The organism is Rahnella sp. CJA17(1/100) (assembly GCF_963881615.1).
Classification (GTDB): Bacteria; Pseudomonadota; Gammaproteobacteria; order Enterobacterales; family Enterobacteriaceae; genus Rahnella; species Rahnella aceris.
Genome location: NZ_CAWOJA010000005.1, coordinates 1 through 23,386 on the forward strand (window position 1 = coordinate 1; position 23,386 = coordinate 23,386).

The 23,386-nt window shown below is 50.5% G+C and carries 23 protein-coding genes and 2 pseudogenes; 15 read left to right on the top strand and 10 right to left on the bottom strand.

Annotated elements, in window-relative coordinates; translation table 11 throughout:
• Positions 1–213 (top strand): IS3 family transposase (locus AACU55_RS03245; protein WP_167686162.1); only part of this gene is annotated, 213 nt, incomplete at its 5' end.
• Between the two features lie 13 nt (positions 214–226).
• Here AACU55_RS03245 and AACU55_RS03250 read toward each other — a convergent pair.
• Positions 227–370 (bottom strand): annotated as a pseudogene (locus tag AACU55_RS03250) (DUF6404 family protein); the annotation flags it as partial.
• 352 nt (positions 371–722) lie between these two features.
• Between AACU55_RS03250 and AACU55_RS03255 the strand changes: the two are divergent.
• The 5 genes from AACU55_RS03255 (at position 723) to AACU55_RS03275 (ending at position 6,414) form a co-directional block, all read left to right on the top strand.
• On the top strand, positions 723–1,040 hold the full coding sequence (locus tag AACU55_RS03255) for an ArsR/SmtB family transcription factor (RefSeq protein WP_015690325.1): 318 nt from the start codon (positions 723–725) through the stop codon (positions 1,038–1,040).
• The gene (locus tag AACU55_RS03260) at positions 1,037–1,567 is read left to right on the top strand and encodes a rhodanese family protein (RefSeq protein WP_134706644.1); all 531 of its coding nucleotides are present in this window, start codon (positions 1,037–1,039) and stop codon (positions 1,565–1,567) included. The genes AACU55_RS03255 and AACU55_RS03260 overlap by 4 nt, the downstream gene beginning before the upstream one ends.
• Before the next feature lie 468 nt (positions 1,568–2,035).
• Complete coding sequence (locus tag AACU55_RS25710) at positions 2,036–2,095, top strand: hypothetical protein (protein ID WP_371687427.1); 60 nt, start codon at positions 2,036–2,038, stop codon at positions 2,093–2,095.
• A 303-nt stretch (positions 2,096–2,398) separates the two neighbouring features.
• Positions 2,399–5,281 carry a glycosyl hydrolase family 18 protein gene (locus AACU55_RS03270; RefSeq protein WP_134706645.1) on the top strand — a complete coding sequence of 961 codons (2,883 nt, stop codon included), beginning with the start codon at positions 2,399–2,401 and terminating at the stop codon, positions 5,279–5,281.
• A gap of 353 nt (positions 5,282–5,634) precedes the next feature.
• Positions 5,635–6,414 carry an ABC transporter substrate-binding protein gene (locus AACU55_RS03275; protein ID WP_037036734.1) on the top strand — a complete coding sequence of 260 codons (780 nt, stop codon included), beginning with the start codon at positions 5,635–5,637 and terminating at the stop codon, positions 6,412–6,414.
• 190 nt (positions 6,415–6,604) lie between these two features.
• Here the strand turns inward: AACU55_RS03275 and AACU55_RS03280 are convergent, their stop codons facing one another.
• Positions 6,605–7,387 (bottom strand): DeoR/GlpR family DNA-binding transcription regulator, encoded by a 783-nt coding sequence (locus AACU55_RS03280; RefSeq protein WP_013576745.1) that lies wholly within the window; start codon positions 7,385–7,387, stop codon positions 6,605–6,607.
• 278 nt (positions 7,388–7,665) lie between these two features.
• Here AACU55_RS03280 and gatZ point away from each other — a divergent pair, with 278 nt between their 5' ends.
• The 6 genes and pseudogenes from gatZ to AACU55_RS03310 all read left to right on the top strand — a co-directional run bounded on the left by gatZ (position 7,666) and on the right by AACU55_RS03310 (position 12,438).
• Entirely contained in the window at positions 7,666–8,961 is a 1,296-nt protein-coding gene (gatZ, locus tag AACU55_RS03285) for a tagatose-bisphosphate aldolase subunit GatZ (protein ID WP_037036731.1), read from the top strand.
• Positions 8,954–9,436, top strand: a complete 483-nt coding sequence (gene gatA, locus AACU55_RS03290) for a PTS galactitol transporter subunit IIA (protein WP_013576747.1) — start codon at positions 8,954–8,956, stop codon at positions 9,434–9,436. The genes gatZ and gatA overlap by 8 nt, the downstream gene beginning before the upstream one ends.
• A gap of 75 nt (positions 9,437–9,511) precedes the next feature.
• Positions 9,512–9,631, top strand: a pseudogene (locus tag AACU55_RS03295) (PTS galactitol transporter subunit IIB); the annotation flags it as partial.
• Between the two features lie 72 nt (positions 9,632–9,703).
• Positions 9,704–10,753 (top strand): alcohol dehydrogenase catalytic domain-containing protein, encoded by a 1,050-nt coding sequence (locus AACU55_RS03300; RefSeq protein WP_134706647.1) that lies wholly within the window; start codon positions 9,704–9,706, stop codon positions 10,751–10,753.
• Between the two features lie 4 nt (positions 10,754–10,757).
• Entirely contained in the window at positions 10,758–11,612 is an 855-nt protein-coding gene (locus AACU55_RS03305; protein WP_037036724.1) for a tagatose bisphosphate family class II aldolase, read from the top strand.
• Between the two features lie 121 nt (positions 11,613–11,733).
• The gene (locus tag AACU55_RS03310; RefSeq protein ID WP_134706648.1) at positions 11,734–12,438 is read left to right on the top strand and encodes a GNAT family N-acetyltransferase; all 705 of its coding nucleotides are present in this window, start codon (positions 11,734–11,736) and stop codon (positions 12,436–12,438) included.
• 53 nt (positions 12,439–12,491) lie between these two features.
• Here AACU55_RS03310 and AACU55_RS03315 read toward each other — a convergent pair whose 3' ends face one another.
• The 3 genes from AACU55_RS03315 to AACU55_RS03325 all read right to left on the bottom strand — a co-directional run bounded on the left by AACU55_RS03315 (position 12,492) and on the right by AACU55_RS03325 (position 14,794).
• A complete protein-coding gene (locus AACU55_RS03315) occupies positions 12,492–13,025 on the bottom strand; it encodes a GNAT family N-acetyltransferase (RefSeq protein WP_013576753.1) in 534 nt (177 codons plus the stop codon).
• Positions 13,026–13,078: 53 nt separating this feature from the next.
• Entirely contained in the window at positions 13,079–14,176 is a 1,098-nt protein-coding gene (gene ada, locus AACU55_RS03320; RefSeq protein WP_134706649.1) for a bifunctional DNA-binding transcriptional regulator/O6-methylguanine-DNA methyltransferase Ada, read from the bottom strand.
• A gap of 96 nt (positions 14,177–14,272) precedes the next feature.
• Positions 14,273–14,794, bottom strand: a complete 522-nt coding sequence (locus AACU55_RS03325; protein WP_037036720.1) for a GNAT family N-acetyltransferase — start codon at positions 14,792–14,794, stop codon at positions 14,273–14,275.
• An 86-nt stretch (positions 14,795–14,880) separates the two neighbouring features.
• Between AACU55_RS03325 and AACU55_RS03330 the strand changes: the two genes are divergently transcribed.
• The gene (locus AACU55_RS03330) at positions 14,881–15,435 is read left to right on the top strand and encodes a helix-turn-helix domain-containing protein (protein WP_134706650.1); all 555 of its coding nucleotides are present in this window, start codon (positions 14,881–14,883) and stop codon (positions 15,433–15,435) included.
• Here the strand turns inward: AACU55_RS03330 and AACU55_RS03335 are convergent.
• From AACU55_RS03335 to AACU55_RS03345, 3 genes are read right to left on the bottom strand one after another with little or no spacing between them, the layout of a single operon-like run.
• Positions 15,419–17,104 carry a M28 family peptidase gene (locus tag AACU55_RS03335; protein WP_134706651.1) on the bottom strand — a complete coding sequence of 562 codons (1,686 nt, stop codon included), beginning with the start codon at positions 17,102–17,104 and terminating at the stop codon, positions 15,419–15,421. The genes AACU55_RS03330 and AACU55_RS03335 overlap by 17 nt on opposite strands.
• 2 nt (positions 17,105–17,106) lie before the next feature.
• On the bottom strand, positions 17,107–17,901 hold the full coding sequence (locus AACU55_RS03340; protein WP_134706652.1) for a transporter substrate-binding domain-containing protein: 795 nt from the start codon (positions 17,899–17,901) through the stop codon (positions 17,107–17,109).
• A 42-nt stretch (positions 17,902–17,943) separates the two neighbouring features.
• A complete protein-coding gene (locus tag AACU55_RS03345) occupies positions 17,944–19,146 on the bottom strand; it encodes a M20 family metallopeptidase (protein ID WP_134706653.1) in 1,203 nt (400 codons plus the stop codon).
• Positions 19,147–19,341: 195 nt separating this feature from the next.
• Here AACU55_RS03345 and AACU55_RS03350 point away from each other — a divergent pair, with 195 nt between their 5' ends.
• Entirely contained in the window at positions 19,342–20,211 is an 870-nt protein-coding gene (locus AACU55_RS03350) for a LysR family transcriptional regulator (RefSeq protein WP_037036709.1), read from the top strand.
• Here the strand turns inward: AACU55_RS03350 and AACU55_RS03355 are convergent, their stop codons facing one another.
• Positions 20,212–21,093, bottom strand: a complete 882-nt coding sequence (locus AACU55_RS03355; protein ID WP_134706654.1) for a PhzF family phenazine biosynthesis protein — start codon at positions 21,091–21,093, stop codon at positions 20,212–20,214.
• Between the two features lie 155 nt (positions 21,094–21,248).
• On the opposite strand from AACU55_RS03355, the gene AACU55_RS03360 reads away from it, so the two are divergent.
• Complete coding sequence (locus tag AACU55_RS03360) at positions 21,249–22,541, top strand: lysine N(6)-hydroxylase/L-ornithine N(5)-oxygenase family protein (protein WP_013576762.1); 1,293 nt, start codon at positions 21,249–21,251, stop codon at positions 22,539–22,541.
• A 61-nt stretch (positions 22,542–22,602) separates the two neighbouring features.
• Here AACU55_RS03360 and trhA read toward each other — a convergent pair whose 3' ends face one another.
• The gene (gene trhA, locus AACU55_RS03365) at positions 22,603–23,253 is read right to left on the bottom strand and encodes a PAQR family membrane homeostasis protein TrhA (RefSeq protein WP_037036705.1); all 651 of its coding nucleotides are present in this window, start codon (positions 23,251–23,253) and stop codon (positions 22,603–22,605) included.
• Positions 23,254–23,386 lie beyond the last annotated feature (133 nt).

Consider the following 23,386-nt stretch of genomic DNA (forward strand, 5'->3'; position numbering starts at 1 on the left):
AGCCCAATGGAACGATTTTTTCGCAGCCTGAAATCAGAATGGGTACCGAACTGTGGATACGCTAATTTTAGCGAAGCAAATAGATCAATAACAAATTACATCATTGGTTATTACAGCCAGCTCAGACCCCACCAATATAACGGTGGCTTAACACCCAATGAGTCAGAGCGATTGTTCTGGAAAAACTCTAAAACTGTGGCCAGTTTTTGTTGACCACTTCATTAAGCCAGAGAGGGGCAAACGGAGGCGGTGGCATTTTACTCCCCATTTTCCAAAACAAGCGCAAGATGGGGGGCGCATAATTGCTCCGCCACATCTTCTTATTTTCCATCAGGTCTATTGCCTTTTTCTTCTTTTCTTCAAATACCATCATCCGACTCCTTTCATTAGATACCAATAAAGACTTGCTAATGATATGCCTTATTCAACGTAAGCCATTAGAGTGAAATAAACTAAACACTCAGCCTCCTATATCAGAATCAGAGCAGCCAAAAACATCGTGAGAAGCACCTCAATAATCGGTTCAAACCGGAATTTTGCATTTTTTGGCCAACGGTTCATTGTAAGTGACCAGTTAGGGCAATCTCATCACCATTTAACCATTTGAAAAATAAAGCAAACATGTAGTGGACAGTTTGAGCATTTTATTCATAAATATTTTTTTGCTCTATGCCTGCATTTGATTTAGACTTTACTTAAATTAGATAAACCTAAAATAAAATATGAAAAATACCGACCTTGAATTTTTGCAAGATAGTGCGGCTCAGGCGACCAGGCTTCTCAAGTCCATGAGTAACGTTAACCGACTATTGATCCTTTGTACTCTCATTGACTCACCAGGAACTTCAGCAGGTAATCTAAGTAAACTGACTGGATTAAGTCCTTCAGCCACATCGCAGCACCTGGCGAGAATGAAGGAAGAGGATTTGATTGAATGTTCCATAGATGAGCAACGAAGAAATTATTTCATTAAAAATGAATCGATTAGAAAAGTTATCGCAACGTTAAAGGACATTTACTGCCCTGAGGATTTGAAATGAGCACAAGAACTGTAAGTCCTGCAGAAGCACATGAACTCATGAAAAATGGCAGCACTCTGATCGACATTCGGGAGCCTGCTGAATTTCTCCGCGAGCACGTTCCTGGAGCTATCTCTTTTCCACTATCAGATATTTTGTTGGGGAAAAAAATCAAGGACCTGCCTGTAAATCATCCTGTTATTTTTCACTGTTTGGCGGGTTCACGCACAGCTCAAAATGAAGATGCACTGGTCAGAACAGCAGACCCGGCAACGGTTTTATTGTTGTCTGGCGGCATTAATGCCTGGAAAAGTGCAAATCTTCCGACGATTGAAGACAAGAAGTATCCTCTTCCAATCATGAGGCAAGTTCAGATTGTAGCTGGAATACTTATCCTCGCAGGAATATTGATGGGATACGCAATAGATGAAAGCTTCTTTCTATTGTCGGGATTCGTCGGTGCAGGCCTGCTTTTTGCTGGTGTAAGTGGTTGGTGCGGAATGGCGGTTTTGCTTTCCAAAATGCCATGGAACAAGCTTAAAAATTAAAGATTAGGTATACGTTTAGGTATACAAACAAAAATTGAATTCAATTTTTTACGGAAACCCGGCAATAGCTGGACAAGCAGGAGTGAATGAAAGTTACACGCTGAAAAAAGGGGCCGTTGAGATGAATTCATCAGTGAGCTGTTCTGATAAAAGCTGAATATCAGTATTTTCATAGTCCAACATGGACCTCACTGATTCCCATGGCGTATTTTGTACCCAATCTGGTATGATCCCACGTATATTGTCGAAGCTTTTAATCAAAAAACCGTAAGTTCCTTTGAAATTAATTTTCATTAAAATAAAAAATTAAGTACTTGCGACTTTCAATAAAAAGATGAGAAGGCACAAATATTTTTAAAAACCACCACATCCCTAATCTTCCTGCATCCAAACCAATATGATTCAGGAGAATAAGCCATGACATCATCTAATGTTAAGGTTCTCCGCTTACCCGCTGTCGCGCTCAAAATGGGTCTTTCCAGATCCACAATTTATGACCGGATGAACCCAAAACCTCCCCCGCTTTGACCCAACGTTTCCCAAACCAAGGTCTTGAGAGAGTCAGTTGGTGGGATGGCGAGAGGCTGATCGTGAGTTCAGCTCCAATCCCTCTCCCCAATAATTACATTTATTTATAATTGGAAGCTAAAACATTTATTTAAATGATGCGAATACCTTTATTATTTAAATACACATGGTTAAGGGTAAGTTTAATTTACTCATTCTTAATATATAATTAAATACTATGCAAATAATGCAAATGATATAAAGGCGCGTATTTCTTGTATCCTTGTTAATAAACGAGTTTATAGACAAATTAGGAAGTCACCTATGCGCTTAAATAAATTAACTAAAGCAATCCTGTTTTCTGCTATTGGATTCCCAATAATTTCGTCTGCTGCCACTGTGACGGCAAGCGATCAGACTAACACCTTCTCCGGCCTCGATTACTCAATGATGATCACCAAAGATGGTGGTCACACCTGGACTGCGTATACCAACGCATCGCAAAACAACTTCCCAGGTACTGTCTTAGCACAAGTCGCGCCAAAACAGGAACTGGCTATTATTTCTGAGGATTACGATCCAAACCGCACCTATAAAGGCGGCGATACCGTTCGCTTCCTGGGATACTACTGGACTGCACAATGGTGGGTTGACCAGGGTATTAGCCCGGGAACCGATCCGGTATGGGTATCTGGCGATGCAATCAACATCAAACCTTATGCAACTTTCCAGTTCACACCGTATACCGGTCAGGACGCTATCGACCTGCAGAACCGTGAAAAAGCCAAAGTGGCTACACAGCGTAAAGTCATTGGTTACTTCCCGGAATGGGGCGTGTATGAAGCACATAACTTCTTTACCCCGGATAAAGTGGACTACTCTGGCCTGACCCACCTTAACTATGGTTTTGCGGTGGTGAAAAACGGTGTGGTGACCATGCATGACACCGACAAAGCTCCGGGTCTGATGAAAGACCTTGAGCAGCGTACTGATGCCGCGAATGTCGCGCATATGATTTCTGTCGGTGGCTGGAATAATTCCCAGGAGGGTGTCTTCGAAGCGGCAACCGCCACGGATGCAGGTATTGAGAAGCTGGCCAACAGCATGGTCAGCTACATGGCACAGTGGCATTTCGACGGTCTGGATATTGACTGGGAATACCCGGACAACGACACGGAGAAAAATCAGTTCACTAAACTGCTCCAGTCACTGCGTACCAAACTGGATACCCAGGGCAAAAAAGATGATAAGTACTATCAACTTTCTGCGGCGGTCACCACTAACCACAACAATATTCAGTTCATCAACCCGGCCGTGACGGCACCGTTGCTCGATAGCGTGAACGTGATGGCGTATGACATCCACGGTGCATTCGAACCATTAACCGGCCATAACGCGCCGCTGTATGAAAACAGCCATGATGAAGATAAAGACCTGAACGTGGCCGACACCATGAATGCTTACGTCAACACCTGGCAAGTGCCAAAAACCAAGCTGATGATGGGGATCCCTTATTATGGTCGTGGCTGGGGTTATGTCCCTGGAACCGAGCTGATTCCTGGTTTACCGGGCATGTTTAACACCGGTGCGGCAACGGTGAAAGGTGCATGGGATGATGCTAAAGACTTCACCGGCACCAACCCGTGGTATGTGCTGAAACAAAAACTGAACAGCGGCGAATATACGCGCTATTGGGACTCAGAGTCGCACGTTCCGTATCTCTACAGCAAAACCAAGCAAGAATTCCTGACCTATGACGATCCGCAATCTATTGGCGAAAAAGTGGATTACATTCTCGATCAGGGCTTCGGTGGTGCGATCCTGTGGGATATCAGTGGCGATACTCCGGAACACGAACTGGGTAATATCGTTAAAGAAGTGAAAAACACGCCACTGCCGGATGATTCCGATGTGCCAGTACCAGATGAAGATCCGGTTATCGATAAGACCGATCTGAAAGCTATTCTGGTCAGTGTGGATGATGGTCAGACTCGTGTTTACATGAATCTCGATTCCAGCAAAATTACGAGTGGCACGGCATATACAGCCTATGTTGACGGGAAATATCTTTTCGGCACAGAAGGCACTCACTATTACTACAGCAACAAGAAAAGTTTAGGTAAAGAAGCTTCATTCCGTACCGGGAATGTTGAAAGCCGCCTGGCAGTAGGGTCTGTCATTTCGGTTAAACGTGAGTATCCGAATCAGGCTGTTCTCGGTCAGATTACGGTCACCCAGGATATGCTTGATGGTATTAGCCCAGTGATCACTGATGGCAGCGTGAAGTCGATGACCGTGTCGAAAATCAATAACGTGCCGTATATTTTCGTTGATTTTGATAACGCGAAACTTCACAGCGCAGATGGTTCTTCTTATGTTGCTAAAATCGTTGATGATAGCAAGAGAGGCAACTATATTTTCAACTGCGATAATGGCAAATGTGATTACAGTACCGAGACTGTAGATGGCGCTATTTCACACGTTAAGTCGGATGAAAAAGACATTTCTATCGGTGAAACCATTGTCATTCAGCGTGTGTCACCTAATCCGGCAGTTGTGGCCCAAATGGTGGTCACCAGTTTTGATCCACAACCGCAGCCAGAGCCAGAACCAGAGCCAGAACAGGTGCACGGTCTTAAAGCCACATTGTTCCAGAACGGTAATGCTACTGGTGATAGCCTGGATATCACCGGGGACATCGATTGCTTAGCCGATGTGAAGATGAAAAACGGTTTTGAAGCCAATGACGAAGTGTCGTCCGTAAAGGTGCCAAAAAGTTCGTTGGGGATATATTTATTCACAGACTGTCATTTCAAAGGAAGTAGTTACTCATATATATATTTTAAATCTAAACCTCTCTATGATATGACCCAGTCAGGCATCGACATGAACAAAGCAGCATCATCTGTTCAGGTCGTTAAAGCGATTGCTTATGACGGTTATTATAATGGCCAATCGATAAACATTATGGGTGATACTCCATTGCTCGATGGGGGTTATGAATATTGGGAATATATGCCTAATTTCGGTAGTAAGATGTCCTCAATAAAGGTTGCTGAGGGTTATAACGCCCGCATATATTCTGAACGTGACTATCGTGGGTCTTATATTGATGTGAAGTCAGGCGAACAGATCCCCGATCTTAAAAAATTGTCATTTGATAACAAAGCCCTTTCAATAAAATTCTCCATCGATAAAACTAAGTAATCTTCAATGAACAGCCTTTGACAATGTCATATTAAGTCAAAGTTAAAGCTTAAATCGCCTTTATCCCTGTGGGTAAAGGCGATTTTTTTGCCGGTTAGCCTCAGACATCGGAAAATTTATCCTGTTGTTTCTAATATGAAAAACAGAAATTACCCTGCTATATACCCCAAAAAACCCCTTACTTGTTCTCCCCAAAAACCAATCATCCCTATATCACGCCACTGCCCGTTTTGAACATAAGTTTGCCGCTTGACCACAACGGGCACGGTCGTCATATTCAAAACAGAGAACCCTGTTTTACCCTCGCCAAAGCCAGACGGGGGTTTATTGTTGAGTATCACCGGAGAACAATTGTGAATAAAATCCCCTTGCTGATCATCGCGGCATTATCGGCCACCAGCGGGCTGGCACATGCGGAGACGACATTGCGTTTCGGTGTGGATCCGTCATTTCCACCTTTTGAATCAAAAGCGCCAGATGGCAAGCTGGTCGGTTTTGATATCGATTTAGGTAACGCCATTTGTCAGCAGGCAAAAGTGAAATGTGAGTGGGTCGAAACCGCCTATGACGGCATTATCCCGGCGCTGAATGCTAAAAAGTTTGATGCGGTACTTTCTGCAATGTCCATGACACCAAAACGTAAAACGCAGGTCACTTTCTCCGACATGCTTTACCACGTGCCAAGTGTGCTGATCGCGAAGAAAGGGAGCGGCCTGCAACCCACAGCCGATTCACTGAAAGGAAAAACGGTGGGTGTTGCTCAGGGCACTACGCAGGAAGCCTACGCCCAGGGCGAATGGCAGAAAAAAGGCGTGGATGTGGTTTCCTATCAGAATCAGGATTTCGTGAACCAGGATCTGGCATCAGGTCGCATAGACGTGACGCTGACCAATGCCGCCGCCGCAGAAACGGGCTTCCTGAAAACCCCGGAAGGCACGGGTTATGCCTTCGCCGGGGAGCCATTAAACGACACCCGTTATTTGGGTGAGGGCACGGCCATCGGACTGCGTAAGGATGATCAGGCACATCTGACAGTGATCAATAATGCACTGGCAGAAATACACAAAAACGGCACTTATCAGACGCTGGAAAAGAAATACTTCACCTTTGAAGTTTATAACAAAAAATCCTGATTGCTTTTCCGTCGCCGCAGGGATCTTGCTCTGCGGCCTTTTTTGAATACCGCTTCCACTTATCAATAGCTGTTACTGAAACAGATAAAAATTTTCTTGCGCGTCTGCGCAACCCTCTGTTATGCCAGTATCTTTTAATCATCATCGGCCATAAAGTCGGCACAGGTTGAAGCCAGAAACCGGATAAAGATTAAACGACAATAATCTCTGTCGATGTTTGTTGGAGCGCCTGTTGCACATCATCGCTGATAGCGGAGTCAGTAATGATGGTGTCGATTTTTTCCATAGGCAGCACCAGGTTATATCCGCGTCGGCCAAATTTAGTCGAATCAGTCACCACGACAACACGCTGAGCGGCATCAGCCATAATACCGCTGATACTATAGCCTTCATTAAATGTGGTGATCCCTGTGGCCGCGTCGAGGCCATCAGCGCCGACAAACATGAGGTTAGCGACGATGCCCTGCAACGCATATTCCGTGATGTTGCCATGTAGCGAACGCGTTTTGTGGCGTAGTGTTCCGCCGCAAACGACCAGAGTGATATCCGGGTTTTCTGATAATACAAACGCAGCCGGTAAGTTGTTAGTAATGACAGTGATATCACCCGCTTTCACTAACTCCTCAGCCAGCAGCATGGTCGTGCTGCCACTGTCGAGGATCACGGTATCCCCCGGTTTAACCAACCCTGCGGCGGTCTGAGCAATGCGTTTTTTCGGGTCGCTGGCGTGAAGATAACGTTCTTCCAGAACCATTTCATCCAGTGGTTTTTCGTGACCAGGCGTTTCCTTTGCGATCCACTTTGCCGCCCCTCCGTGAAAACGACTGAGCGCACCTTTTTGTTCCAGCAAACTCAAGTCTGACCGAATTGTCACCTCTGAAACTTCGAAAGCAGTCGAAAGGTCAGTGACCAGAACACTGCCATTTTCATTCACTAAATCAATGATTTTATTGCGACGTTCATAAGTATTCATTATGAGTAATCCGAAAGGTCATATTCCTCACAGTGTAAACAAAAGGCACCTTAATGAGGAGTAAAAATTCCCTGCGCTGTGAAGCATAGCAACTCCGCATGTGCCTTTGCTGCATTCTCAGACGTTATCTTTTCAATCCCCGAGACGCCCCTGAAACGAAAGAAAACGAATGCAATAAACTTACGAAACATTTCGATCACCATCACATAATGCAGAAAACGCTATTGTTTGCCTTTCGGAAAGGTATGATCCTCTTCGGAAATAAACGGAGGCATAAAATGAAAGACATTATTGCTAAACACAAGACAGGCGAAAGGATCGGGATCTGCTCAGTATGCTCTGCGCACCCGCTGGTGATTGAAGCTGCATTACGGGAAGACTTGCACACTGGCCGAAAAGTGCTCATCGAGGCAACCTCCAACCAGGTAAATCAGTTTGGCGGCTATACCGGCATGCTGCCAATTGATTTTCGGGATTTCGTTCTCGCCATTGCCGAGAAAATCGGATTCCCATTACAACGTCTGATCTTAGGGGGCGATCATCTGGGGCCAAACTGCTGGCAGCACGAAAACGCCGAAACAGCGATGGCAAAAGCACAAGAGCTTATCGCGCGTTATGTCGAAGCCGGATTCAGCAAAATTCATCTGGATGCATCCATGTCCTGTGCAGACGATCCTGTTCCTCTGGATCCTTTCGTCGTGGCGCAGCGCGCGGCGCGTTTATGTCAGGTCGCAGAAGAAGTGGCAACTGCACAGCAGAAAGCGTTGCTGACCTATGTCATCGGTACTGAAGTTCCGGTTCCAGGCGGTGAGTCATCGGCGATTCAGCACGTTCATGTCACTGAAGCCAAAGATGCAAAAGCGACTCTGGATATGCACCATCAGGCATTTCGTGAACTCGGGCTCAATGATGCCATAGATCGGATCGTCGCCATCGTGGTTCAGCCCGGCGTTGAATTCGATCACAGCCGCGTGATTCACTATCAGTCTGATCTTGCTCAGGATCTGTCAGCTTATATTGCGGCTACACCACTGGTTTATGAGGCACATTCCACCGATTACCAGACCCGTGATTCCTACCGCAACCTGGTGAAAGATCACTTCGCTATCCTGAAAGTGGGTCCCGCGCTGACTTTCGCTTTGCGGGAAGCCGTCTTTGCCCTGGCCAACATTGAACAGGTCTTGATTGCGCCCGAATGCCGTAGCCAGATCCTGACGGTCATTGATGGCGTCATGCTGGATGAACCCGGTTACTGGAAAAAGTATTACAACCCAACATTCAGCCTTTCGCTTATCGATCTGCATTTCAGCTTATCCGATCGAATTCGCTACTACTGGCCTCATACACGCATCAACCGGGCGATGGACGTTTTAATGGCCAACCTGCGTTCAACAGATATCCCGCTTGGTCTGCTGAGCCAATATCTTCCTGCTCAGTTTGAACGGGTGATGAACGGCGAACTCGCCAGCGATCCGCATGAACTTATCATCGATAAAATTCAGGACGTTTTACGCGCATATCACTTCGGCTGCACGCCGTTGCAAACGATATGCGAAGGAGCCTGCCATGCATAATTGCGAAATCTTCGTCAAAACAGGTATCAGCTTTGCGGATTATCACGAAGCACTCATGCATATCGGTGAGCGCATGGTGCAGGAGGGCGTGGTGGAATCGACGTATCCGCAGGCGCTGGTCAATCGCGAGGCTGAATATCCCACCGGCATTCAGCTTGAACACCACGCCGTCGCCATTCCTCATTGCGAAGCCACCCATGCCCGCAGCCCGGCCATTTATCTGATCAGGCCAGATACAGCGGTGGAATTCTTTCAGGCTGATGATGAGGGAACGATTCCCGCGACACTCATTATTGCCCTGATTGTCACTCATCCTTCCGAACAGCTGATGTTGTTACGTCAGTTATTCAGCCAGCTACAGGATCCTGTTTTTTTCGAAAGCTTACTGACAGCGCCTGAAGAACAGTTATCCGCGCTTTTTGAACGGCACATTTTTATCCCGGCACCTGAGAAACGATCCGCCGTTTGTACCTGAAAATGTTCTCAGCAATAAACCCGACGTCTTACCTAGAAAAATAATATTTAAAACAATCTGTTAAGGAGCCTTACCGTGAAGCGAAAAATTATAGTCGCCTGTGGCGGAGCCGTTGCCACCTCTACGCTGGCAGCGGAGGAAATCAAAGAATTGTGTGAGGCGCATGGCATACATGTGGATCTCGTTCAGTGCCGGGCAGCCGCTTCACTGGCTAACTCTTAACTTTCATCGCGGCGGGGGGAAATCCCCCGCTTAAGGAATCTGACTATGAAATCAGTCGTTGTGCATGCTGACAGCAGGATAACTATTGAAGAGCAACCTGCTCCTACGCTGAGTGCATCCGATGAGGTTCTGGTTCGCATTGCCTACTCCGGGCTTTGCGGATCCGATATCCCGCGAATTTTCGCCAGCAGTTCACATTTTTATCCCATCACATTAGGCCACGAATTCAGTGGTCACGTCGTTAGCACCGGAGAAGAAGTCAGCGATTTATATGAGGGGGATGCCGTGGCCTGCGTACCTTTATTGCCATGCTTTCAGTGCGAAGAGTGCCGCAAAACAGCGTATTCCCAATGTAAGCATTATCAATTTATTGGCTCCCGACGGAGTGGCGGCCATGCTGAATTCATTGTGGTTTCGCGTAAAAACTTATTTAAATTGCCGGAGAATTTTTCACTTCTGCAAGGCGCTTTTTTGGAACCGCTCACCGTTGGCTTGCATGCCCTGAAGCTGGCAGGAGGCTGTGAGGGTAAAGAAGTGATAGTTATTGGAGCTGGCACCATCGGGCAGTTGCTTATTCAGGCAGCCAGCGCCCTGGGGGCTAAATCGGTGACAGCGATCGATATCAATCCGCAGCGCCTTTCCCTGGCGCAGGAAACAGGTGCCAGCCACGTTTATAACAGCGCAATATGCAACGCCGATGAAATCCGCCAGCAAACTCATGAACGGCGCTTTAATCAGCTGATTATTGAAACAGCAGGCACAGCGCAAACCGTGGCCTTGTCTCTCAATATCGCAGGCCCCAAAGCGCAAATCGCGCTGGTCGGCACCTTACACAAAGACCTGACTTTAGACGTCACTACTTTCGGCCATATCCTGCGCAAAGAGCTGACCTTGCTCGGCAGTTGGATGAACTACTCCTCTCCGTGGCCGGGCAGTGAGTGGCGACTTGCCATACAGCTTTTTGCTGAGAATAAGCTAAACCTGGCCCCCCTGATCGCCAGTGTTGCCCGTCCCACAGAGTTTGTCAGAGACGTCACGGCACTGGCTGGCAAGCCGATGACGGGAAAGATTTTGCTGGATATGACGGGAGGCTAAGAAAATGTATCTGATTTCAAACAGGGAAATGCTGCTCGCAGCTCAGCGCGGAGGTTACGCCGTCCCGGCTTTCAACGTTCACAACCTCGAGACGGTACAAGTCGTGGCAGAAACGGCGGCAGCCATGAGTTCTCCGGTGATCCTTGCCGGAACGCCGGGGACATTCAGTTATGCAGGTACAGACTACCTGATCTCGATATGCCATGAGGCTGCGCGGAAGTATCGCATTCCACTGGCGCTGCATCTGGACCACCATGAAGATCAGGGCGATATCGAAAACAAAGTCCGGTCGGGGATCCGCTCCGTAATGATTGATGCTTCGCATTTCCCGCTGGCAGAAAACATCCAACACGTGTGTGAAACTGTACGGTTGTGTCATGCCTTTGATGCCAGTGTCGAAGCAGAACTCGGCCGTCTTGGCGGGCAGGAAGACGATCTGGTGGTAGACGAAGGCGACAGTTTTTTCACCGATCCCGTTGTGGCCAGGCACTTTGTTGAATCCACACGCATTGACTCGCTGGCCGTTGCGATTGGCTCCGCGCATGGTCTGTATCAGGGCGAACCGAAACTGGACTTCTGCCGCCTTGGGCAAATCCGTCAGCAGGTCGATGTCCCGCTGGTCCTGCATGGTGCGTCCGGTATTCCTGAAAGCATGATCCGTCAGGCAATAGAACTTGGGATCTGCAAAGTCAATGTTGCGACCGAGCTGAAAATCGCATTTGCCGGCGCGGTAAAAGAGTATTTTGCACAACATCCGGATGCTAATGATCCCCGCAAATACATCGTGCCTGGAAAACTGGCGATGCAAAAAGTTGTTGAGGAAAAAATCAGGATCTGTGGCAGTGCCGGATGCTTATAACTGGCCTGTATTAACGAAGCGGGCTAAGCGCCCGCTTTCCGGATTTTTATTAAAGCGCCGGTTGCAGGCGTCATTCCATTCTGATTTTATGGAAGTTCATTGAGAGTAAAATGGAAACGCTATGACCACCCTTAACCACTTCGGCCAACCCATTGGTGATGCCCTTCCCGACTGGCAACCCCGCGAACGACCTTCTCATGTTCAGCTTGACGGCCTCTGGTGTCGTCTGGAGCCTCTGAACGTTGAACGCCATAGTCAGGATCTCTTCAAGGCCTGGCACAGCATTGATGATAATCGCGACTGGACATATCTCTCCGTCGATCGTCCTGCGACCCAGGCTGATTGCGATCTGTTTATTTCTCAACAGGCCAGAAGTGAGGATCCCCTGTTCTTTGCGGTTGTCGATATGCAGACACAACGCGCAGTCGGCAGCGTTTCTCTGATGCGCATTGATGCGGTGAATGGCGTTGCCGAAATTGGCTGGGTGAACTGGTCTCCGCTGATGAAACGCACGCGTTTTGGCACTGAAGCAATTTATCTGCTGCAACGCTATCTGTTCGATACGCTGAAATATCGCCGCTGCGAATGGAAATGCCACAGCCTGAATGAGCCATCAAAACTGGCCGCACAGCGTTTTGGTTTCCACTATGAAGGTATGTTCCGTCAGGCCATCATCAATAAAGGCCACAACCGTGACACCTGCTGGTATTCCGTTCTCGACTATGAATGGCCAGCGTCGAAAGCCGCGTTTGAACGCTGGTTAAGCGCAGATAATTTCACGCCGGAAGGTCAGCAAAAACAACGGCTGGAAACACTGCGTGGGTGAATATTGCCTGCGCTATTCACTGACGCAGGCGGGGGTTTGACCGCCAGGGGGATTTACAGTGCAGTCAGCACGGTAATATCAGGCCACGCATAGATTATGTTAGGCGAGCGCCAGAGTGGCCCGGCATCGGTATATCGTCCGGCTTCGCGGCCACCTAAAGCCTGGTAAAAACGAATGGCCGGTTCGTTTCCTTCGACAACACCCAACCCTGCGCTGCGAAAACCTTCAGCGGAAAGATGCTTTGCGGCTTTGGCGATCAACAGTCGGCCAATTCCCCGACGTTTAAATGCCGGAGAAACATACAGAAATTTGATTTCTGCCATGTCGCCAAATTCCGGGTTTGAGGAAGCCGAAGCCAGACAAAATCCGGCGAATGCTCCATCAGTTTCCGCAATAAAAATGCCCTGACCGTCAGCAGGATGTGCAAATTTATCCTGCCAGAACGCTTGCCGACGCGGTACATCGAGAGCCACAAAAGCCTCCGGAGGAGCAAGCTCACGATAAGTATCACGCCAGATGGCAACATGTAATTGAGCAAGAGCATCGATATCTTTGGGTTCAGCAATCCGTAAAGTGCAGGCTGGCACGGCATCCCTCGTTATAAAAAAGTTCATGAGATCATAAAGTCTGCTCAGTATAGTCAGCCCTTCTCTTCCCGCGCCAGCAAACTGCGTTTTCGTTCTACCCCCCAGCGATAGCCGGAAATATTGCCACCGGTTTTCACCACCCGATGGCACGGGATGGCGACCGCCAGCAGGTTCGCGGCGCAGGCCCCGGCCACCGCGCGGACGGATTTCGGCGAGCCAATTTTGTTGGCGATCTCGGCATAGCTGGCTGTTGTTCCCGGCGGAATATCACGCAATGCCTGCCAGACACGCTGCTGGAAAGCCGTGCCGCGAATATCCAGCGGCAAATCCAGACCCATCTCTGGCGCTTCCACAAAGCCGACGACCAGGGCAATACGCTGCTCGAAATCCGGATCACCGCCCAGTAATTCTGCCTGCGGAAAACTGTTTTGCAGTTCGTTAATCAGCTTTTCAGGGTCATCTCCCAGCAAAATGGCGCAGATCCCCCGCTGGCTTTCGGCGACCAGTATATCGCCGAGAGAAGATTTGCCGATGGCAAACCAGACGCGTACATCACGGCCGCCGGAGCGAAAATTTTGCGGCGTCATACCCAGTGTCGCCACGGAGGTTTCGTAAAACCGGCCATCAGAAGGATAGCCCGCCGCGTGGATCGCCTCGGTGACCGTCGCAGAATCTGTCAGTTTTTCACGTACCCGGCGTGCTCGCTGCGCCTGTTGGTACTCTTTAGGTGTCACGCCGGTTTGTGCTTTAAACAGGCGATGAAAATGATATGCGCTGATGCCCACTTTGGCAGCCAGCTGATTCAGCGTCATCATGTCGGCTGATTGTTCCAGCAACCGGCAGGCCTGAGCCACACGCTGAGCATGAAACTGCGCCAGTGAAATCAGCCCCTGACGGCAACGCTTGCAGGGACGGAATCCTGCCTGTTCTGCGGCTTCGGCATCATCAAAGTAGATAACATTTTCCGGATTAGGCTGCCGCGACGGACACGACGGTGCGCAGTAAATTCCGGTGGTTTTTACCGCATAAACAAATTTGCCATCCGCATTCGCATCACAGTTGACGACCGCTTGCCAGCGAGGATCCTGGCTCTGCACACAGGCAATATTTCCCCATGCCTTATCTTTGATGACTTCTGTTTTACCTGACATTTTATGCCTCACGTTTGCGACTGGATAACTGCCAGCATAAATCGCCGTGAACACCCGCGCCCTCCGGCTCTTGCTTTCTCATTCAGCGCGGCACCCTCAGCCTGCAACCGGCTTTAAGGGCGTTTCGAGGATCATCTGATAAAAAGCCAGATCCAGCCAGCGATCAAATTTGAAAGCCGCCTGTTTAATCGTGCCGGTATGGCTGAATCCATTTTTTTCGTGCAGGGCAATACTGCCACTGTTAGCCGCATCAATGGCGCCAATCAGCGTGTGCACACCCCGTTCACGGGCAGCTTCCACCAGCGCGCTCAGCAGGATTTTTCCCAACCCTTTTCCACGATGATCTTTATGGATATAAATCGAATGCTCGACCGAATATTTATACGCAGGCCAGGCGCGGAAAGTGCCATAACTGGCAAAACCCAGTAACGTCCCCTGCGCGTCTTCCAGCCCGATCACCGGAAAATTATGGGTCAGTTTAGTGGCAAACCACGATGTCATGCTGTCGATATGGCGTGGCTTATAATCATAAAGCGCCGTAGATGTCAGAATCGCATCATTAAAGATATCCAAAATTGCGACAGCATGCTGGCGTTCAGTGCAGGTAATCATTTTCATCAGTCGTTCCCCGGTGGCTTCCGTTATGCACTAAATTCCACTATAGTAGAATTATTTCCACAAAAGTAAACAACGGAACTTACCTCATGTCAATCGACCAATTGATCGCCACGCGCCTGCAGGCTTTGCGAAAATCTCAGGGTTTAAGCCTCGAACAACTGGCCAGCAGTTCGGGCGTCAGTAAGGCAATGATTTCGAAAATTGAGCGGCAGGACAGCAGCCCGAGCGCCAGTCTGTTAGGCCGCCTCGCGGCCAGTCTGGGCGTGTCGCTGGCGCAGTTGCTGTCAGAAGATAACGAGCAGCCTGCACCCTTGCGCCCGCTGGCGCAGCAGGAAGTCTGGCAGGATCCGGATATCGGTTATCTGCGCCGTCAGGTGACGGCGCATGAGGAAAACGGCGGCGCGGAACTGGTCGAAATTACGCTGCCAGCGGCGGCTCGCGTCAGTTATCCGGGCTGGAGCCATCAGGCCTATAAACAACGTTTATGGATGGTGGAGGGGTCGCTGACGATTGATTATGGTGATGAAAAATATGCGTTAACCGCGGGTGATGCGCTGACGTTCGGCGTTGATTTGCCCATCACATTCAGTAATCCCAGCACCAAGCCCTGCCGGTATCTGCTGGTCATGAGCGACAAATAGCCTCCACGCTGTCCAGCAGCGCCAGCGCACGGTCACGCTGACGGCGAAAACGGGTTGCCATCATCAGCCACATTTCCGGCGAGGTATCTTCCCGCCGTGCAGCCAGTTCCTGAAAACCGGGGAACGCACCGCCGCGATAACTCAGATCGTAATGGAAGTCATCCACGGAGCTGTAACGCAGGCGATGCAAACCGGCGATCGCTTGTTTCAGTTGCCGCTGCCAGGTCTGCGGATCCGCCTGCCAGTTCGTGGTCAGTTCGCTCAAAACAGGTTGTAATTGTTGCAATTTTTCAGCCACGGTAAAGAGATCAAATTCAGGTGAAATTGTGGCGGCGAGTTCTGCCAGCGATTGCTGCAAACCGTTCAGGTAAGCCAGCGGATCAAGCGGCAGCGCGGGTTGTGTCAGCAGGCCTTCCAGCCAGTGCGCGTGGATTTGCGTATCGCGCCAGAGAATATCCAGATCCACTTTATCGTAAGTGTCGTCCTGCGTGTGCCACCACCAGCCGCCGCCGCTGCCCGGCGACTGACTGTTTTTTTCCAGCGGGACTTCGCGAAAGGCAAAATGCAGTGGCAGACCGCAGCCCCAGAATGACTGATCGCCGCCTTTGCCCAGGGGGGTAATGCGCTGCGCCGGTTCACCGGTCACGGCTTTCACCGCCGCATTTAAAAAGGTCTGTGATTCCGCACCACTGACATTGAGCACAACATTCACCGCATCCTTACACCCCGGTGAATCGACGTTAATATGCGCCACGCAATGCTGTTTCAGTTGCTGGCGGTAGTTGTCAGCGTACCAGGCCGAGCCACCATAACGGGCGTTGGAATGGCCGGGCCACCAGATAATCCGCAGTCCGCGCAGCAACGTTTGTGGTTGTTGATGAATATGAATTGCCATCGCCAGACAAAGCGCATTACCGGTCGCGTTATCCGTGACGCCTTCGTGCCAGGAATCATAATGTGAGGAAAGGAGAACGAACTCCGGCGAACTGCCGGGAATCTCCACCACCGGCATGCCGCATTCAGCAACGTGAAAATTCAGTTCCGTGGCGATTTCCAGCGTCATCAGCGGGTGTTGCTGACACTGCGCCAGCAAACGCTGACCATCCTGATGATTAACGGAAATCACCGGCAAGCGCGGATAACGCAGAAAATCATCCGGTTCCGGCGTCCCCCAGACCGGCCCGACGGTTTCTTCATGCAATGCGGTTTCAGCCGACCCCCAGATATGGATAAGTCCGGCAGCACCTGCAGCGCACAGGCGTTGCACGTAATCTTCAAAGCCCTGCCCCGCAATCACAATTTTGCCTTTTACGTCCTGCGCCCAACGTTGCCATTCAAGATCGGTACGCGGCTGACAGGCACCGTCATCGTGATAACCCTGTGCTTCCACGCCCTGCGGGCAATGAGCCGAGAACGAACGGGTTTTGGCGTCGCACTGCCATTGCGGGAATTCAGGCAGCCGCAATCTTCCGGCCAGGGGATCGCTGAGATACAGCGGGCACTGCATCAGCCGCGCATCCAGTCCGTGATCCTGCAACACAGACACCATGTGCTGCGCCGCCCGTTGTGCATCATCGCAGCCGGAAAGCCGGTGCAACCCGGAAAACTCGCGCAACAGGTCATCCATCAGCGGTAACAAATGTTCACGAACAGGCGGGCGCAAGCTCATGATTATTTAGCCTTTTCCTGATGAACGGATATATCCAGCGGACCGAAGTATTGCGTCTTAATTTTTTCCCAGGTGCCGTCGGCAATGATTTTCGCCAGCCCGTCATTGAGCAGTTTTTTGATATGGTCGTCGCCTTTACGCAGACCGTACGACGAACCGATACTGAACAGTTTGTCGTCGCGCACTTCCGGGCCGGTCAGGGTAAAATTCTTGCCTTCCGGTTTGTTGAGGAAACCAAAGGTCACCGCCACCGCCGGGCTGAGCGCGCCGTCTAAACGACCGGCCACCAGATCCTGATAAATGGTGTCCTGATCGGCATATGCCACCACATCCACCCCTTTCGGCTGCCAGAAAGTATTGGCATACATTTCCTGAATCGACCCCTGCTGAACCGCGATACGTTTGCCCTGCAACGATTCCGGCGTCGGCAACAGCGGGCTGCCTTTTTGCACCACCAGTTTGGTCGGGATGTGATACACAAAATCGCTGAAGTCGATCACTTTACGACGTTTTTCGGTCGCGCCCTGCGGCGAAATAAAATCCACTTTTTTGGCGATCAGCGAAGGAATTTCAGCGTCAAAGCTGCTGACCACATAGTCACATTTCACTTTCATCTCTTTGCAGATGGCGTTGGTGACATCAATTTCAAAGCCGGTCGGCGTGCCCGCCGCATCACGGAACTGGAATGGCGGATAACTTAAATCTGCGCCGACACGCAAAGTTTCGCCTTCAGCATGTGCCAGCGCACTGCCAAACGTCAGTGCCATAACGGCAGCCACCAGTGTTTTTTTCATCATTATCCTGTCCTCTTACCCAAGGTTATTATTTTGATTGTTAAGTTAAAAATGAGACTTCCAGTTTAAAAACTCTTCCCGCACGGCCTGAAGTTTTGCGCCGTCCTGACACAAATCCACTGTCGTCATCGCCAGCGCTTTTGCCGCCTGCAACATGGCCTGCAAACCGGCTCCGGAACCGGCCGCTTTGGCAAATTCCGGTGTATGCGGCAGCACATCACCGATACGGATATACGGGTGGATCGCCGCTGTTATCTGACTGACATTGCCGATATCCGAAGAACCGATCCCGCCACTGAGCGGCGGCGGAACCACTTCCACACCCAGAATGTCCAGATTCTGTTTAAAGTATTCCGCCAGCGTCAGATTGTTATTGCGCTCGGCGTAGGTCAGCCCTTCTTCAATTTCCAGCCGCGCACCGGCCATCAGCGCCGCGCCCTGTGCCGCATCAAACACTTTTTGTTTAACAATGCTCAGCCCTCTGACCGTACTGGCCCGCATCAGGAACTTCGCCTCCGCATAAGCCGGAACAATATTGGTCGCGCTGCCGCCGTCGGAAATGATGCCGTGCACGCGCACATCGTCGGTGAACATCTGACGCAGGGCGTTAATGCCGTTGAAAGTGTGGATCACCGCATCGAGTGCGCTGATGCCGTTTTGGGGTGCCGACGCCGCATGCGCCGCTTTGCCATAGAATTTAAACACCGCATCGACACACGCCAGCCCGCCGCGCACCACCATGGTTTTGTCGCGCGGATGGAACATCATTACGGCGTCCACATGGTCGAAAATGCCTTTCTCGCTGAGAATAATTTTGCCGCCGCCCTCTTCTTCTGCCGGTGTGCCGATCACTTCCAGCCTGCCGGTCAGCAGATGCGATTGCTGCTTCAGCGCCAGCGCGGCCGTCACGGATGCCGTGCCAATCAGGTTATGTCCGCAGGCATGCCCCAGATCCTTCAGCGCATCGTATTCCGCCAGCAACGCGACCACCGGACCCGGCTTGCCACTGTCATAGGTTGCGCGAAACGCCGTCGCCAGGCCGCCAGGTTGTTCCTCAATCTCAAACCCCGCCGCGCGCAGTGGTGCAATCAGTGCCGCCGCAGATTCGACTTCCTCAAAGCTGAGTTCAGGGTTGGCATGAATATTCATCGCCAGCGCGCTGGCCTGCGCGGCGAGTGAATCCACAGCCGCAATAATCTGAGTTTTCTGTTCCCCGGCGTGATGAACTGATGTAGTGCAATTCGACATGTTTATTCCCTGCGATGGTGCAAAAACCAAAAATTATTTTCGGATGAATACAATCTGGCACTGCGATAAGTCGTCTCTGTGCCTTACAGAAATAGGGCTTTTGACGTTTTCGGTCAAATTGAGCCTTTTTATCTGTTGCGTCTTTTACGCAAAAATTATTTTATGACTGAGGGATTTTACTGGCGGCGGAAAACGATGAACGAGAAAGACTGGCTGATATTGCGGGCGGTATATCAGCATAAAAACATTACCCGGGCGGCAGAGCAGCTTTATACCTCGCAGCCCGCGCTCAGTTACCGTTTGCGCCAGATTGAACGCAAGCTGGCGATCCGTCTGTTTGAAGAAGGACAAAAAGGACTGGTCTTCAGCGCGCAGGGGGAATATCTCGCGCAACACGCGTTGACCGTGCTCAACGATTTACAGCAACTGAAACTCAATCTGCACAGTCTGGATCAGGAACAGCAGGGAGAGATTTCGCTGGGCGTGTCGAGCAACTATGCAGCCTACCGTCTGCCACCGTTACTCAGCCAGTTCCGGCAGACACATCCGGGGATCCGCGTGAATCTGATGAGTGGTTTTAGCGAGGAAATCATTCAGAAACTGTTGCGCGGGGAAATTGATATGGCGCTGGTCAAGGACGATTTTAACTGGAAGGAAGGCAAGCATCTGATTGAGGAAGATGATTACGTACTGATCAACCGTCAGGATTTTGATTTCGCCCTGCTGCCGCACATGCCGCAGATAAAAATTCATCACGGCCCGCACGTGACACAACTGATTGAGCGCTGGTGGAATGCCAACTTTTCCCATGCGCCGACTATCACGATGGAAGTCGATAAACTGGAAGTGTGCATGGCGATGGTGGAACACGGGCTGGGTTACGCGATTGTCGCCACTTATTTACCGCTGCCCGAGCATTTTTACCGCCGCCCGATTAACGTGGACGGCGCGACGGTAAAAAACCGCACCTGGCTGCTGCACCGCCATAACCTGAACGCCACGCCGTACATGCAGGCATTTATTCATCTGTTACAGACGGCACAGCACGGGCTGACGCCCCGCTGATCAGAGATCTAACGTGCCGTCGATCAGCGTACAGGTATCGCCACCGATCCAGGGTTCGCCATCCACAAACGTGACCGTCACGCGGCCATCGCGCTGGAGTTTGGTGCCCTGACGCACGCGGTAAGTTTGTGCCATGTGAGCGCCATCCGGGAAATTCGCCGCTTTCAGCACCCGGGCCAGACAGGCATTGGCGCTGCCAGTGACCGGATCTTCTTTCAGCACACCGTCCTCATCGATAATCGCCCGCACTTCATAATCCGCCGGGCCATTTTTATCGTGTAAACCATAGACCGCGATGCCGTTAATCCCGAGTTGTTTTTGTAGCTGGCTGACTGCCGCGGCATCGGCGGTGATGTTCAGGCAATCCTGCGCACTTTCCATCCGTACGACCAGCCAGATGATGCCCATATCAACCGCAACCGGCATGACATCAGCCTGAATATTGCCGCCGCGCAGCGCGGTTTCCAGCAAGGTGTGATGTTCAGCCGCCAGCGGTTTCATCTGCGCAGGCGGCGCGGAAAATGCCTGACCGCCATCTGCCAGTTGCTTCACCTGCACCAGCCCGACACCGCATTCCTGCACCAGATATCCCGCGTTTTTTGGCTTCAGCCCGCTTTGCAACAGCGCGTACGCCGTGCCCAGCGTCGGATGTCCGGCGAACGGCAGCTCTTTGTCGGTCGTAAAAATCCGCACACGGTAATCCGCTTCGGGTGAAACCGGTTTGAGCACAAACGCCGTTTCCGCCAGATTGGTCCAGCGGGCCATCGCAAACATTTCGGCATCCGTCAGTCCTTCCGAATCCAATATCACGGCCAATGCATTGCCTTTGAGTGGCTCAGCGGTGAACACATCAACTTGTTTAAAACGGCGCAGGCGGGTCATAGCAAATCCTTTTAAATCATTAAGAAAGAGAGGGCGAACTGACTGAGTTTAGAAATATTTCGATAAGTTATCGAGAAAAATGTCAGCCGCTGTCGGCTGACCTATGCTTAATAACGTCGTTTCCAAAATATCCTAAAAACATAAGGAACAGAAAGATGCCCGTGAAGGATTTAATTGGTATTGGTATCGGCCCCTTTAATTTAAGTCTCGCCGCCATGGCAAAAGACACAGAAAAACTCAACGCCGCTTTCTTTGATGCTAACCCGGAATTTAGCTGGCATCCCGGTATGTTATTACCCACGGCGACCATGCAGACCTACGTCCTGCAGGATCTGGTCACTACCGTTGCGCCGCGCAGCGAATTTTCGTTTATTAATTATCTGGTTGATCAGAAGAAGATTTACCGTTTTCTGGCCACGGAACAGCTGATCATCAGCCGCGATGAGTTTTCCGACTATCTGCGCTGGGCGTGTGACCGCATTGCGGGTTTGCATTTTTCCGAACCGGTTGAGCGCATTGATTTCGACGATAAGCGACAGGAATTTATCGTACAGAGTGAAAAAGGCGAGCACCGCGCGCGCAATATTTGCCTCGGCACCGGCCATGCGCCGTGGATCCCAAAACCGGCACGGGCGGCGCTGGGTGATAACTGTTTTCACGCCGCAGAAATAGAACTACGTGAGCCAGATTTCACCGGTAAACGTGTGGTCGTTGTCGGCGGCGGACAAAGCGGTGCCGACATCGTTCTCAACGCGCTGAGCGGCCACTGGGGCGAGTTCACCGAACTGAGCTGGATATCACGACGCCCTAACTTCCAGCCGCTGGATGAATCCATTTTCACCAATGAATATTTCACGCCGGAGTATGTGAATTACTTTTATACGCTGCCGGAAGAGGTGCGCGAGCAGGAAATCGAAACACAAAAACTGCCCTCTGATGGCATCAGTTATCACACGCTGGAAGACATCTACAAGCAGCTTTATCACCGTTTCGACGTGCTGCATCAGCGGCGTAACGTGCGTTTGTTGCCGCACCGTGCACTGGATCATATCGTGCGTAATGCGGCTGGCGATTTCAGTTTGCAGGCAAAACACGGGCTGGAAAAATGCGAGGAACATTTCAGTGCCGATATTGTGATCCTGGCAACCGGCTATCGTCCCGGTTTGCCGGATTATCTCGAGCCATTGCTGGATCGTATTCCTTATGACCGCGAGCAGCATCTGCCGCTGCAGCCGAATTTCAATCTGCGTTGGGACGGCCCGGAGCAGAACCGCATTTACGCGGTGAATGCCGGTATTCACAGCCACGGCAGCGCCGAGGGGCAACTGACACTGACTGCGTGGCGATCGGCGAAAATCCTCAATCATCTGCTGGGCGAAGCGCATTACGATCTGCGGCCGGTGCCTTCACTGGTGCAATGGTGGTCGGACGACGCGGGTAAGAAATAGCAGGCACAAAAAAGCGGAGCATCAGGCTCCGCTTTCCTTTTACTGAATTGAATTAAACACATCAGACGTAAAAATAGATGGCTAAAAAGTGGCAGGCGCTGCCGCCGAGCACAAATCCGTGCCAGATCGCGTGGCCGAACCGAAAGCGTTTCGAGGCGTAGAAAATAACCCCCAGCGTGTATATCACGCCGCCCAGCGCCAGCAATATCACACCGCCAAGAGAAAGTTTGGTCGCAAGCTGATAAATCACAATCAGTGACAGCCAGCCCATCGTCAGATAGGTGACCAGCGAAAGCACCTCAAAACGGTGCGCGAATGCCAGTTTAAAAATCACGCCGAACAGTGCCAGCCCCCAGATCACCGCCATTAATCCTTTTGCCAGCGGGGAGTTAAGCCCGATCAGCAGGAACGGCGTGTAGGTTCCGGCGATCAGCAAATAAATCGCGCAGTGATCAAGTTTTTTCAGCCAGTATTTGGCTTTCTGATGCGGTATCGCGTGATACAGCGTGGAGGCCAGATACAGCAAAATCATGCTGCCGCCGTACAAACTATAACTGGTGATCGCCATGGCGCTGGCGTTATCGCCTGTCGCCTGAACCAGTAACAACACCAGTCCGACAATCCCGAAAACCAGACCAACGCCGTGACTCAGGCTGTTGGCAATTTCTTCGGCCCACGGATATCCCTGTGGGGATGGAGACAACTTACCCATACGTTGAGAATCCTCAAGACAAAAAAGGGAAAATGATTGTTAATAAAACGGTCCAACAGAGTCAGATTAACTGAGAACCATTCCAGTGTACATCTGTAAGCTTAAAATGAGTATTATCTGATGTAACAGTCTC